The sequence below is a fragment of the Halalkaliarchaeum desulfuricum genome, assembly GCF_002952775.1.
GTDB classification, from domain to species: domain Archaea; phylum Halobacteriota; class Halobacteria; order Halobacteriales; family Haloferacaceae; genus Halalkaliarchaeum; species Halalkaliarchaeum desulfuricum.
The window spans coordinates 1,318,548-1,332,758 of sequence record NZ_CP025066.1 but is presented as its reverse complement, the minus strand read 5'-3'; the positions used below and the strand labels follow the sequence as shown (position 1 = coordinate 1,332,758).

The following is a 14,211-nucleotide window of genomic DNA, read 5'->3' as shown; positions in this document are numbered from 1 at the left end:
CCCCGTCGCCTCTTCACTTCATCCGTAGTCACTATGGAGTACTTAAATGAGGACATGTCAGCTCTAGCTATGCTGTTGACAACGTTCATCCTGTTACTCCGAAGATATTAAAACGGAAAATCACAATATCCTAATTATACATCCACAAATGCCATTAAATTCATTCTCAGTCAAAGATACAGGAGCACTACGTAAGGCCGAATGTAGTGACGTACCCTCTCTAATGATAATCGCAGGGCCAAATGGAGTCGGGAAATCTACCCTTCTTGATGAACTTGATGAATATATAAAAAGAAATAGAGATTCTGTTGAAACTTCAGGTGATGTAGATGCTGTGTATCTTTCTCCCCACCGTGCTCCTATTTCCTCTGATTTGAATGCGACTGCACTTACATCGCTTGAGCGTACCAGTTCTAGGGACTCTCTGTCAAAACGTAGGTACAAGTTGTCACCTAGTAGCTTGCCTAATGAAGTGAGGCGACAAAATAAAAGAAATCGATATGAGGCTGATTTCGCTCCATACTTTGAGGTGAAGAAACGTCTCGCCCAATTTGAATTTGATAAAGGACAACTATTGACAGATATTTATGAAGAGAAAAATGAAGTCCCACCGAACTATCTCCCCGATATTGGCCAACCATTAAAATCAGCGATAGATGCTGTGTTACCAGGTATTGAATATCTTGGAGTAAAACAAGACGGACAAAAGTACAAGATAAAATTTACAGACAAATCTGGTGCAGAAATTGAATTTGATGAGTTGAGTTCCGGAGAAAAAGATGCTATTTCCATTCTTTTTTTAATTGTAGAACGACAGACAGAAGAACTATTCAACCAAGCCAGAGGTGAGGAAGGAGAAAAAGAAGATTTAGTCATGCTCATTGATAGTCCAGGAGCATATCTCCATCCTGCAATGCAAGAGCGGTTTTTGAACTTCTTGGAAACGACGCTCCAAGATACTGTAAATGAGAAAGTATCACTACAGGTTATAATTTGCACCCATTCTCGAACCATTTTGGAAAATGCGGACAAGGATATCATTTACTTTCTCCTATATCAGGATCAGAGAGACGATAATCAGCTTGTTTCCGCGGAAAATATTTCTACAAATGAATTGGACAGGGTGTTTGGCGAATTAGGTATGACTGCTCTTTCTTCGGGCAATCCGCTTATACTTGTGGAAGGAAAATCGGATAGAGAGTACCTGAGGAAACTCTACCCAGATTTTACAGATCGTGTCGAAATTATCCCGTTGGGGGGCAAAGACAATATTATCGGATTGGATCAGGCATTCAATAAAATAATCCCCGAACTATACTCGTCAGGTGTCTATATCTTTGCAATAGTGGATCGAGATCGAGACTTTTCTATTGAGGAAAAATATAGCCAGTTTATTCACCCGATTCCAGTAACATGTATTGAGAATTTCCTTCTTGATTCTGGAGCTATCTATGACGCATTAGATGTTCTAGCCGGTGACGAATTGCTAAAAGAAAATGGGTGTAATTCACCAGAAGATATTCAGGATCTTTTAGGAAAAATAATCACAAGAGAATCATATAAACAGCGAGAGATAAGGAAAAGATTAAACGAAGAACTCAGCTTCTATGTTGGAACAAATGACATCGATGAGCTTAACGAAGAAAACATCAAGACGAGAATTGATGAAGTGACTGAGAAAAAGAAAGAAAGAGTGTCGAATAGTATATCAGATGTCAAACAATCGGTGGAAGAAAGTGCTAAAAGCAAAGATCTAAATAAGCTAAATGGGAAATTTATACTCGGCGAGATTAGTTCAGAATTCGGGGTAACACAGGACAAATTAGGAAGAGCAATCGCTGTAAATCTGGAACGAAAAAATAACCAACCAGATGATCTCACAGAGATAGTTGACGAAATCAGAGAAATACTAGATAAGGAGTCAACGCCACAGAGTCATATCTAAAAGAGATAATTCATCGATCATTCTACCGCTAGTTCAGTTCTAGAATTTATTTTTTTGATGAGGCACCCGTTACACATCAAGACTGTTCTACTTTCCAGACTGTCCGTAGAGGGCCATTGATCCCTTATAAACAGATCTGAAAGTCTCCTTCAGAGAGTCTGGCTCAGCGAACAGTCTCTCGGCGTTCGAACCGTTACTAAAACAAACTCCGAAGTTAATAATCCCAGGTGGCGCCCTAACAATCCCGCTCCGTAGCCAAGTTGTACAACAACTTGTGCACGAACCCCACCATTGTCGGCACTGATTTATAAGTAGGAGTCGTCGACGCCGGATCCGCCCCCAACACTGATAAGCAAATAGTGTTAACAACTTGTGTATGGTGTCAGTGCAGGAGTCCGGTGCCGGACGAACCAGCTGCTGGCTGTCGCGGGACGAGTGCGACGAGCTCGCTCGAGCAGCCGGCGAGGTTGACTGGCAGCGGGAAGTCGCGATCGAACTGATGGCAGAGTGCGGACTCCGATCCGACGAGGTTCCCCGTGTCACCCCAGGGGACATCCGCTTCTCGGAGGACGGAGGCTGCTGGCTGTTCCGTGTCGAGGGGAAGAACACAGACGGTGGCGAACCAAAGATGCGGGATGCGTGGATGCCGGACGACGTCGAACGCAACGTTTCGAAGTTCGTTCGGGAGCGGGAGATCTCCGACGACGAACCAATCGTCGACGTCTCGGCCTCGAGTGTTCGTCGCTGGGTTCGAGAGGCAGCTGAGACGGTGTCAGATCGGACGGAGTCGGATGGATGGGAACATGTCTCGTCGCACGATCTTCGCCGTTCGTGGGCGACGTGGCACCTCGTGGAACGCCCAGATCCCGTCGACGTCCGGACGATGATGGCAATCGGGGGCTGGAGCTCGTACACGGCGATCGAACCGTACCTCCACGCGCCGACTGAATCCCGAATCGGCGACGCGATGGCCTCCGATCGAGTACACAGCTAGTCCCAGACTCGAGTTGCCACAGAGGATGGGGTGAAGGCCTCGAGTCCGTCCCTCTAGTGGGCCCCTTCTCGCTCCCGATCGCCGGGGAACGTATCACTTACTCGATAACGAACCCCGACGTACCAGTTTACTTATACAGTCGCATGGCTATTGCAGAACAGTCCAACTGTCCAGATTGCACCGAAGGAGTAATTCGTCGAGACGGAGGCTGCCCCGTTTGCTTGAACTGTGGCTGGAGTCAGTGCGGATGAACTCACGTCCAAACTGACAGCCCTCACAGCGTCGCACAGCTCGTTGTGACGCAACCATGGGCCAACCCTTACGTCGCACCTGGAACCGCTTAGAGAGCCATCTGTTGCCGTCTCTGTGAGTACACCGATCTCTTTGAGATCGATGCCGTCACAGTTCAGACAACAGCTGAAATCTCAGGAGCCACACAGCGGGCTGTGAGAGCTTCTTGAGCACCGAGATGATGCGTCCCATTCGGAGCCCACATGAATCGATCAGCGACGACGTGGGCCGACTCAGATTTGATCTCTGTCCCCCTGCAGATCCCCACCGAGTCCATTCCAACTCGAATTACTCCTCGATCTCGGCTTTGTATACTTGTACATAACATATGTAGGGTTCAACACAACTTAGCACGAGTAGTGTCCAAACATGATCACTGACTGCTCCAACAGGGCCTTGTCCGAACAAGCAAGGTTCCCACGGAGTATGGATAGGAATAGGTACGTTGGTTCTACACTAGACGGAGTGGTGTTCCACGCTACTGGGTGAGGTTGAAGTCTAAGGAGCATCGTCGAAGCGGAACCAGTACTGGTGAAAACGACACTGTGTCCTCTCGAAACCGAACGGCACCGGCGCGCTCCGTCGTTGTCCCCGACGTCGTTACCCTCGAACCCGATCAAGTAACAGGTGGGAGGTGAGGGTGCTCCGCCTCTCCCCACCAGGCACCCAGTCGATCACTACCCGAGCTTCGTCGATGGTGGGCCATATAACTTTTCTGATATAACTAAATCTGCTTATGTATTAAGGAGTAGTCAGCTTCCGGAACACGTTGGAGCCTCTTCGGCTCGACGATCGCCAGCCTCGAGGCCGATCGAGCGCCTTGTGTCGCCCGAACGTGGTGAACTTGAGGGGCTACTCCACCCCCTACTGTGGAAACTCCGGTGTCCCAAACTGTGGACATGGTACTTCGTATGGAGAACGCGCTCCTCACAAACCATCCAGCTAAAATGGGGAAGGGGAATCAGTCAAGTGATGTCAGAGGCACGTGATGTTTACTACACTTCCCCAGTGGGAAAATATAGCCATCTTGCTTTTAAACTTTGGATAGAGAAGAACATTCCAAAAGTACATGTATCGGCACTGCATCGAGATAATATCTATATTATGTTAATTATCATATGATACTGTCTAATATATGAATAATCTGTTGTTTGAATAGCAAAAGGAGCGTCTAGAAGGAAGGATCGTCGATCAACCCACGAAGTTCATCGATAGCACGTTCTGCTACACTCTCATCCGTCACGCCAGTCACAATTACTTCGCCATTTGATGGAATAGTAATCAAACAGTCGAAGCCGTCTGGCCAATAATAAACAAATGGAGATGTTTCAGGTTCGTATTCAGCATTTTCAAAACCTAGCTTAAGAACTAATGCATTTAAATCTATCTCTATTTCGAGGTTTTCTTTGCAGATTAAATTTGCTACCGTTGGTTCTTCAGGTTTAGTTTCAATGTCTAATTTGTCTAAAATTCTCAAGAATCGTTCATATGCGTTTGTAACCTCTTCCTCGGAACTAGCACCCATAATAACATAGGAACCTGATGAATAGACGACGATAATATAGTTTGACGAATCAAATCTAATTGTCAATCCAGGGAAGGTTTCTGGATGGTATTCAGCGTCTGCAGATAAATCGGAGAGTGCAGAAGCAAGTTCAGGTAAATCCAGTTCCCGGCCTAATTGTCCCGACGAAACTACATTTACAACATGCATAGTTATTGGCCTCCTCTTGTATTCATTAGCTAGTCTGTAGGGTAAACTTAGAGGGGGAGGATTAAAGTCTACATCCTCCGAGACGCCTTCTATGTCCCAATTGAAGGAACTGCTTGAAAATATATATCGAAGAATTCAAGAACGTCCTGATCTCGAAGAGAGCGAAGTAACGGATGTCTTTACTGATTACAATTTCTTTGAGGAGCTCGGATACGAAGGAATCCCGATCGACGTACGCTCCGAGAATCATATAGTCGGAGGCGATCGTCCCGATTACTTTGCGAAGGACAAATACGGGAACGTCATTTTTGTCGTCGAGTTCAAGAAGCCATCTCGATCCGAAGATCTTGCAAGCCATACCGGCCAGCTTTGGGAACAGTATGTAGTTCCACTCCGTGCAAAGTACGGAATACTCACTAATGGTGAGGAACTCATTCTTTACGAGCGTGTGGGCCGAAATAGGCGAGAGCGTAAATATCGGGCCCAACTTGACTCACTCTTAGAGGAACAGCTAACAGAGTTGGAACAGTTAGAGAAGCCAGACTACGAGTTTGAATCTGTCGACGATGTCGAATCCTACTTTAGCACTGCTGATACCGTTTCCGTTGGTGAATTAGTCGAAGGGGAACCGGTGGGGCGGAATGAGTTTCTCGATACGTTCCGTCTTGAGAAGAACACACTCTTCTACGAGATGCTTGAGCAGACTTACGAACTTCTCGATTACTATCTGGAGCAAGAATACTCGGCCGAGGGCGGAACGTTCCCGAGAGATGCGTACCAGTTCTGGCAGTCGTATTATGCCTCAGATCCGAGCTGGTACGATCTCCCCGAGGAGTGGCGGGATATTGCCGGGAGTGCGTCGAACAAGCAAAAAGTGATGTTCGCAGTGGAGACGGTTCAGTCGATGCTCGGCCGGCTCATGTTGGCAAAGGCTTGTGAAGACTACGAGTTCCCGAACGTTAGCATCTCAGAGCATATTGAGGACGAGACGATAGATTTCCGCGGACAGGTTGAACCGGTTTCACACGTCCAAACAGGCCGAAGTCTGATGTGGACGATGCGTGAGGAGCTTGTAGAGTCCGTCTTCGAACAGGATATATATTACTGGTGGACACAACCAGCGGAAGAGATTGAAGAGCTATCCGCCCGAGATATAGCCGAGGAGGACTGGCCCGCTGAATACGACGAATTCGGGAAGTCTCTTATTGAGTTCACAATTACGATGGCTCGGTTCGACTTCTCAAGCATTCGAGGCGATCCTTTGGGTGAACTCTATCAGCAGTACTTCGATCCGAAGACTCGACGTGCACTCGGTGAGTTCTACACCCCACCTTCTGTTTGTGACTATATTGTCGAATCTACTGGATACGGGGATAATGTCCAGTATGAACGCCTGATCGATCCAGCGTGTGGTTCAGGTACCTTCCTCATGGCAGCCCTTGATCGATACCAGGAAGATATGGACGGAGACGATCTCCCGGCAGCCCTCCAAGATCTCTGTAATCGCGCCCGTATCGTCGGACTTGACATCCACCCTTTCGCAGTTGTCCTTGCCCAAATTCGGTTTATGCTTGAAATTTTGGAGGACTACAAACGTGCCATAGAAGCAGAGCCGAACCTCGTTCTTAGGCGATTACCTATCTTCCGCACCGACTCACTACTGGATGAATCGAGAGCGCAAGAGGGCGTTCAGCAATCGCTTTCAGCGAGTTATGGGGGAGGGAAGGTTGAATTCACTATGCCTCTGCCAATTCGGAATGGAGATGGAGCGGAATTCGAATCGATGGACTTCGAATTCCCTCAATTCGGCCACGTTCAGTCTATTACATCAGGAGAAATCAGTAATCAACAACAGTACTTCTCTGCACTATGTGCAGTCTTTGACGCAGTTAAAGCAGAAGCTGAAGACGAATCGTACGAGATATCTAGTGAGGAACTCATCCCCTATTTTTACGATTATTTCACCCGAGAGCGGAGTGTAGAGCAGATTGCAAGTGTGTTTCATGATACAGCGAATGAATTCCTTGAAACTATCCGAGCGCTCCGTGAGGAGTACAATGATGGCCGGCTCTTGAAGCTAATTGAGGATGTCGTTCTTGGAGCTACGCTCAAGAATGATATCAAGTACGACTACGTGGTAGGGAATCCGCCATGGGTTGCGAAGCAAAGCCGTCACGAGGATACAGAGGAAAAGCGACAGATGCAGGAACTCTATCTGTCTGCTTGGAAGGAAACCGATCCGTACCTCCAATTCATGGAGCGAGGATTAGATATCCTGAAAATTGGAGGAAATCTCGGGTTCCTAGTTTCAAACCGATATCTAAAAAACCAGGGTGGCAAAGAAATCAGAGCATTTCTCGCCAAAAATAATATCCAAGAACTCATCGATTTCACCGATTATCAACTCTTTGAGGACGCAACCAACTACTCGAGTCTAATCGTCGTTGAAAAGGAGGTATACAACGACGATTGGGAATCGTTCATTGAGAATGATAAATTCACAGACACCTACGAGATCTCAGCAACACGCGTAAGGGACTGGGATGATAGTGTATCAGCACTCGTCGAACAGATTCGAACTCGAGAACCTACAGAATCAGTTGATTTCTTTGAAATCGACTCTCGGAAGTTCCAAGTTCGTGTCTATACTCGTTCTGGGCGTGTCGAGACAGAAGAGCTTAGCGAGACTTTTGAAGGCAAATTCGGGGAGATCACACTAACTCGTAATCTACCTCTCGCAGACGTGTGGCCGGTAGCCTCACCAGAAGAGTTCCGGATACTCAATCAGATTGAAGACTCTACAGAGATGCGACTCGGAGATAAAAATGTGATTAGGAATAACAAGCCAGTAAATGATGGTAACTTGGTAGGTGACGATATCCGAGTAGGGATTCAAACAAGCGGAGATGGTGCCTATGTGGTTTATCCAACGACTGGGATAGTTAAAGAAAAGTTACATGAATTAGACAGGCTAACAATTACTCCAGAAGACATTGATGAAACGTATACCGTTGAAACTGGTTTGATGAAACTTGACATTACTGGGGAAGACGCAGATCGGTGGTTGCCAAACTGGAATAATCGACTCGTCTTTGTCCCGTATATTCAGGGAGATAATCGTGCAGAACTCATCAAACCAACAAAACTGGCAGAATCGTATCCTTTGACGTGGGAATATTTTACTGATGAGGAAGTCCTAAAAACTCTCTCTGATGAGTCAAACGAACGAGAGAACGTTCACATTGAACTCGCATCCCAGTTAGGGGTTTTCAATGCGGACGATGAAGATAATAGTTCGTTATCTCCCTCTCAATATCGGAAACTTTCTTCAGAACTGCGTTCTGCCCCATCCAAAGTCCAAGAACTAGATAACAACTTGTGGTGGTATAGATATATGCGTAGACAGAATATAGAATCACTTCCAAAACCAAAACTTCTAACTGGAAATCAAGCACAGAGAAATAAACTTAGTTTCGATGATGCGGGGATTATGGCTCCCCATAATGCACGCGTTTATGCCATTCTCGCAGAAGATTCTGTGAAACATGCTCTTGCTGCCGTTCTGAATTCTGAGGTTGTCGACTTCTTCCACAAACAACATTCACGTATACATAAAGGGGATGCATACAGCTATATAGAAGACTACACGTCGAAATGGCCAGTTAATCTCGGTAGTGCAACCCAGAAACGTGAATTAAAACAATTAGTAAAGGATATATTGGAATTAAAAGATCTTGAAATTAAAGTCCCCCAATTCCCCGATCCATACATAGCTGATGCACGTGAATCAGGTGAGGAGTTTGCGCCAGTCTCGTATGCACCTTCGTCGTCTTACATCGCTAATCCATCACTGGATTCCGATCTTTCCGGTGGATTCACAGTTACGTTAGAAGACGGTGGAATCAACCACAGTGCAATCGACACTAGAACGAAGGCTGATTATGTCGTTGAAGCGCTGAGTGGGAGATCCCTATCAGCCAACGAGTCAGTAACGATTCCACTGCCTCTGGACGATAATGTGGCTTCCGACGCACTCAGGGAACTCGAAGAAGATCAAGAGACGCTCGCTTCCGATTCAATCAGTGATATTGAAGAGGAAATAGACGACATCGTGTTCGGACTGTACGGGATCGACTCTGATCGCCATCGTGAGATGATCCACCGATACAACAAGCAGTACGAAAAAGTCCAGAAAATCGATCCAGAATTCTAGGACTCATCGAGTTCTTCTAGACTAATTAATCTCGTATGGCCTACTTGTAGGCTACCTAATCGTCGCCGAAATGTAAGGTACGTCGGGCACCTATACTATAGTACGAACAGTAGTACGTCCTTATTCTGAAATCACATTTAGAACGACTCCTACAGCGAAACGAGTTCGCAGATTGACAGTCTGCTAGCTTCGACTGGGATGAGTTCAACTACTGTAATTAAGAGAAACCAAATGACGACAAAACAGCCCATAAACGAACTCGAACTCAACGCCTACGAAGTCACCGTCCCGCTCGATCTCTCCGTCTTCGACTCCTACGACGAGGTGGAGCTGACGCTTGTCGAGACGGTGGCCCGTTCGATCGTCGACGACGTTGACGAGCTCAACGAAGACGACACCAGCTACGTTACGTCACAGGTGATGTTCGACGAGGACGGCCTCGAAGAGGCCTACGAGGACGACGACGTCGGGATCGCCACCGTCCAGACTGTCACCGAACTCGCTGTACTGGAGGAAGACGATGACTGAGGGCTCTGACACCGTCGAGTGCGAATACTGTGGAGAAGAATTCGACAAGCGCGGGATCGGCGCCCACAAGGCCCACTGCGACGGCGCCGAGGAAGCCCAGACTGCTCCCCGACAGGCCGTCGACGGGCTCGAGGCCGAAGTCTACGCCCGTGACAACGGACAGTGTCGCCGGTGTGGAGCCGAGGAGTCCCTGGATGTCCATCAGGTTGACTCCGACAAGGAACCGGTGCGCGCCAACCTCGTCATCGTCTGCGCCGAGTGTGAGGCCGAGATCGAAGGCCTGCATCCTCGGACGAAACGAACCAAGATCCGCTTTGACTGATGACTGATTTTTCTGATTCTCTCGACGAGAGATCGGAAGATCCTGCGACTTCCGACGCAGTCGCAGAAGGTGAACTCTTCGCCCAGTGTCCCGACTGTGATCGCCTCTTCGGGAACGACGAACTGATGCGTCGACACCGAATCAAAGCGCACGATTCAGACGACTGATTTTTTGAGACACAACTATGACTAACGGAAAACCTGGCGCCCCAGAGGGCAACGACAACGCAGTGACGCACGGCTTGTACCAGAAGCGAGACAACCTCTTCGAGAACATGTCGGACGACGAGAAGCGACTCGTCGTCGAGATCTCGACTGATCTCCTGGACAAATTCGACGGCGACGTCGGTGCCTACGAGCGGAATGCGATCCGCAACGTAGCCCTCGACACCGTCAAGCGGTTCCGAGCGAACGAGACAATCATCGCCGAGGATCTCATCTCCGAAGGTTCGGAGCGATCCGATCGGATCAATATGGTATACGATAGACTCGTTCGGACGACGACGAAGGAATTGGAGAAATTAGGTTTGCTTGAAGAGGGCCCGGAGCTCAAGAAGGCAGAAGCGCAGGCAGGTTGGATGGAACAGATCGAGAACGCGAAGGACGACTCGGAATAAATAGTAACACACTCCGGTTTTCATGTGTTAATCGCCAGACAGCGACGATCAGTTAGGAACAAACACCCCGTGTTTCATCTGTTTCATTTGTCGCCGTTCGTTTATAAAGCAGACACTCCGGTTTTCATGTGTTAGCAGGAACGATATCGTGCCAGGTGTCCCAACTACCATTTCATCTATTTCATCTGTTTCAGGTGTTTCATCTGTCGCCGTTCGTTTATAAAACAGACACACTCCGGTTTTCGAGTGTTAGCAGGAACGATAGAGTGCCAGTTGTCCCAACTGCCCCTTCATCTATTTCATCTGTTTCATCTGTCGCCGTTCGTTTATAAACAACACACACTCCGGTTTTCATGTGTTAATCGCCAGACTGCGACAACCAGTTGGTGAACAAACGCTCCGTCCTTTATTAGTTATTTCCGATGTCAACAACGGACTCCCATCCACTCGCGCCCTACGTTTCCGGCGAACAGCGATACGTCCGCTTCACAGAGGACGTACTGGGAGTCCAACTGGCCGAGGTACAAGCCAAGATCCTCCGTGCAGTTACTCGACACAAACACCTCATCATCGTATCTGGCAACGGTGTTGGGAAGTCATTCGCGATCGCCTGTCTCAACCTGGCCTTTCTCTACACCAACCCGAACTCGACTGTCGTCATGACGTCTGGCTCGTACAGCCAGATGGAGGAAGCGACGTTCAAACCGATGCAGTCGCTGCTTCGGGGCGCCAAAGAGGAGTTCCCGTTGGAAGGAGAAGTGAAGAAGTCGCCCCCACGTATCGAGTTCGAACACGATCCCGAACACTACTTCCGCTGTATCTCGGGCCGGTACCCCGAAAACCTCGAAGGACGCCATAACAAACGCGTCCAGGTGGTGGTGGACGAGGCGGATAAGCCAGATATTACTGCTGAACATTTCGACTCTGCTCAGTCCTCGATCACCGACGAGAAGGATCGTATGGTAGTAATTGGCAACCCGCCTCGAGACGAAGGGAATTCCCTCTTCGATCTGATGGAGGATCCTCGCTACGAGGTGATCCAGTTCTCCTCGCTGGACTCCCACAATGCCCAGGTGGACGCCGGCCTGGCGGAGGGTGACAAGATCCCGGGCCTCGTCGATCTCAAACAGATCCGCGAGGACTATCGGAGCTGGAACCGGGAGAATTTCCCCGGGTTCGAGAACGTCCTGGACACGCTCGAAACGGACGAGGACACTGGGATTCTCACCTGTACCGAGAAAGGCCTCGACGAACGTTGGTACCGACGTCGGCTCGGAGTGATCCCGCCGACGGGTGCAAAGTCAGTCCGCCCGTTCTACGCCGAGGATGTCACCACAGCTGAGAACAACTGGGAGGAGCTTGTTGATAGCTCGGGTTTCGGAAATCGCGATAGCACCGACTCAGCGGACATAGAGTACAACGCGTACGGTGTCGACGTCGCCCGCGGTGGTGGCGATCGAACGGTGATCGCTGGGATCACACCGGAGCGCGTCGACGTCCTCGAGTCAGTCGAGTCCCCTGGTGATCACTCGGTGAATAAACGCCTCATCGAGCGCCACGTCGACGACGAACGGACGCCAGTCATCATGGACGCAATCGGTGAGGGTTCCGGAATCGCCGACGAACTCAAGCGCGAGGGCTACAACGTCACTCGGTTCAAGGCGAGCGAGAACGCACGTCAGAGAACCAAATACTCGGATTGTCGCACTGAAGCGCTCTGCGAGTTGGGTAGCTGGCTCGAGAACGGTGCCGTCGAACCCAGGAGTGACGTGGCATCCGAGCTCAGGGAGGCTGCCCGTCACATCGAACTGGAAGAAAAATCACTGAAGTCCGGCACCACCTGGAAGGCGACGTCGAAGTCGGATCTGAAGAAGAGTGATGCTCTCGGACGATCTCCGGACTTGCTTGACGCCGTAAGTCTCGCTGCGTGGGGCCTCAACGTCCAGCAGGTGTCGTCGAACGCAGGCTACTCCTTCTACTCGTACTGACGGAAGAGTAATATTTCTGATATAACCAATACATGAGTCTTCGAAATCGACTACGTGAAGCTGTTCTCGGGAACGGTGATCCCGACGTTCAGTCGGAGAATCGGACAGATGAATACGCATATTACACCCTCTCCGGTGACACCCACCGAATTCGCCCGAACAAGGGGGACTTGGAAAAATTCTGGGCCCAATATCGAACCTGTCCCCTCGTCCGCCGTGGAATCGACATCTTTGCCGAGGATATTACGGCACCCGGCTATCGCGTCGACGCCGACAACGACGAACTTGTCGAGGAACTCGAAGAGTGGCTCTCCAGTTCGGCGATCGTCGCCGGCGAATCCCATCGCGACTTCGCGGAGATCCTGGACGGTTCGATCGTCCAGGAGGAAGTTCGCGGGACAGCACTCGTCGAAGTAGTCCCGAAGGCCGAAGCTGACGATGAGATCTGGGGATTCCGACTCATCAACGTCTCCACTGTTTCGGCGTACACCTACGAGAACCAGGCAGTCCTGATCCGTCCCGACGACACCGAGGTTGACGGTGTCCAGACGACGTCTCGTGGTGAAGCAGCAGCCTACGGACAGTGGGACAACAGCGCGCTGGCTGGCCCGTTCAATGACAAAAACACTGTCCCCCTGAGCCAGAACGACATCGTGAAACTCGTCCGCGATCCGGACACGTCGGACATCTTCGGGAACAGTTCGATCGAACCCGTCTCCCAGGAGATCGACGAGCTGTACCGAATGCTCGACGACATCGGCGAGGCTGTCCACTCGAAAGGTTATCCACACTGGATTTTCAAATTGGGCGAACCCAGTGGTGACATTACTGATCCCCGAGCTGGCGTCTGGCCCGAGGACAAGATCAAGGACTATCGTGACGAGCACAAGGAGGGCAACTGGGAAGTCGGATCCAAAGACTTCGTCCCCGGTGACGTGGAAGTCGAGACGATCTCCTCGGACGTCCCTGAGATCGAAGAACTCCTGGACTGGTACGTCGAGGAAATCGTCTCCACCCTTCCCGTTCCGAAGTACAAATTGGGCTTTACAGATTCGATTAATCGAGACGTCACTGCCGAACAAGCACCCCAGTACGAGCGCAAGATCGAAAACAAACGACGTCAGCTCGAAGAGGCTTTCACGCCAGTTCTCCGTCGAAAAGCCGAGGAGTTCGGCTACAGTGAGAACGACGTTGCCTCCGTCAAGCTCTCGATCGAGGAGGAACGGGAGGAGAACCCGCTACTCCGCGACAACTTCGACGCTTCGGAGTTCGCAGAATTCGCCCGTGGCCTCCAGGCAGCTGCTGGCGACGAGGGCGAACCGAGCGACATCGTCCCGCCCGAAGAGATGCGCGAGCTTCTCGGCCTCCCGGATCGGGATGAGGTGGAAGAGAGTGCCCTCGAGGAAGAACTGGACGAGGAGAACGAACAAGTCCAGGCCCAGTTCGAGGAATTGTACGGTGAACCATCCACGCCAGATGCAATGGGAGACGGCGCCGACTTCGATCTCGATACGTCGAACGAGTCGGAGCCTCAAGCGCCGACTGCGGATTAACCAACACTCGTCGTTTCTGATGGAGACTGTTGGTTAACTTCGATCCG

9 protein-coding genes are annotated in these 14,211 nt (G+C 49.8%); 8 read left to right on the top strand and 1 reads right to left on the bottom strand.

All coding sequences use genetic code 11. From position 1 onward, the window contains the following. Positions 1-223: 223 nt before the first annotated feature. A complete protein-coding gene (locus tag AArcSl_RS06565; protein ID WP_161945917.1) occupies positions 224-1,945 on the top strand; it encodes an AAA family ATPase in 1,722 nt (573 codons plus the stop codon). 376 nt (positions 1,946-2,321) lie between these two features. Further along, positions 2,322-2,939, top strand: coding sequence for a tyrosine-type recombinase/integrase (locus AArcSl_RS06560; protein ID WP_119816675.1), 618 nt, complete (start codon positions 2,322-2,324; stop codon positions 2,937-2,939). Positions 2,940-4,401: 1,462 nt separating this feature from the next. Here AArcSl_RS06560 and AArcSl_RS06555 read toward each other — a convergent pair. After that, positions 4,402-4,944 (bottom strand): TATA-box-binding protein, encoded by a 543-nt coding sequence (locus AArcSl_RS06555; protein ID WP_119816672.1) that lies wholly within the window; start codon positions 4,942-4,944, stop codon positions 4,402-4,404. 91 nt (positions 4,945-5,035) lie between these two features. Here AArcSl_RS06555 and AArcSl_RS06550 point away from each other — a divergent pair, with 91 nt between their 5' ends. From AArcSl_RS06550 to AArcSl_RS06525, 6 genes are all read left to right on the top strand, one after another. Then, on the top strand, positions 5,036-9,157 hold the full coding sequence (locus tag AArcSl_RS06550; RefSeq protein WP_217563509.1) for an Eco57I restriction-modification methylase domain-containing protein: 4,122 nt from the start codon (positions 5,036-5,038) through the stop codon (positions 9,155-9,157). Between the two features lie 231 nt (positions 9,158-9,388). Continuing rightward, entirely contained in the window at positions 9,389-9,685 is a 297-nt protein-coding gene (locus tag AArcSl_RS06545) for a hypothetical protein (protein ID WP_119816669.1), read from the top strand. Continuing rightward, on the top strand, positions 9,678-10,007 hold the full coding sequence (locus AArcSl_RS06540) for a hypothetical protein (RefSeq protein ID WP_119816668.1): 330 nt from the start codon (positions 9,678-9,680) through the stop codon (positions 10,005-10,007). The genes AArcSl_RS06545 and AArcSl_RS06540 overlap by 8 nt, the downstream gene beginning before the upstream one ends. A gap of 184 nt (positions 10,008-10,191) precedes the next feature. Next, on the top strand, positions 10,192-10,623 hold the full coding sequence (locus tag AArcSl_RS06535) for a hypothetical protein (RefSeq protein ID WP_119816666.1): 432 nt from the start codon (positions 10,192-10,194) through the stop codon (positions 10,621-10,623). A 422-nt stretch (positions 10,624-11,045) separates the two neighbouring features. Then, complete coding sequence (locus tag AArcSl_RS16905) at positions 11,046-12,611, top strand: hypothetical protein (RefSeq protein ID WP_161945916.1); 1,566 nt, start codon at positions 11,046-11,048, stop codon at positions 12,609-12,611. A 170-nt stretch (positions 12,612-12,781) separates the two neighbouring features. Further along, complete coding sequence (locus AArcSl_RS06525) at positions 12,782-14,164, top strand: phage portal protein (RefSeq protein ID WP_161945915.1); 1,383 nt, start codon at positions 12,782-12,784, stop codon at positions 14,162-14,164. Positions 14,165-14,211 lie beyond the last annotated feature (47 nt).

What these genes read in the sequence shown, in the direction of transcription:
- AArcSl_RS16905 (WP_161945916.1), top strand. Translation starts at nt 11,046, where the DNA reads ATGTCAACAACGGACTCCCATCCACTCGCGCCCTACGTTTCCGGCGAA.
- AArcSl_RS06545 (WP_119816669.1), top strand. Translation starts at nt 9,389, where the DNA reads ATGACGACAAAACAGCCCATAAACGAACTCGAACTCAACGCCTACGAA.
- AArcSl_RS06560 (WP_119816675.1), top strand. Translation starts at nt 2,322, where the DNA reads ATGGTGTCAGTGCAGGAGTCCGGTGCCGGACGAACCAGCTGCTGGCTG.
- AArcSl_RS06555 (WP_119816672.1), bottom strand. Translation starts at nt 4,944, where the DNA reads ATGCATGTTGTAAATGTAGTTTCGTCGGGACAATTAGGCCGGGAACTG.
- AArcSl_RS06550 (WP_217563509.1), top strand. Translation starts at nt 5,036, where the DNA reads ATGTCCCAATTGAAGGAACTGCTTGAAAATATATATCGAAGAATTCAA.
- AArcSl_RS06565 (WP_161945917.1), top strand. Translation starts at nt 224, where the DNA reads ATGATAATCGCAGGGCCAAATGGAGTCGGGAAATCTACCCTTCTTGAT.
- AArcSl_RS06540 (WP_119816668.1), top strand. Translation starts at nt 9,678, where the DNA reads ATGACTGAGGGCTCTGACACCGTCGAGTGCGAATACTGTGGAGAAGAA.
- AArcSl_RS06535 (WP_119816666.1), top strand. Translation starts at nt 10,192, where the DNA reads ATGACTAACGGAAAACCTGGCGCCCCAGAGGGCAACGACAACGCAGTG.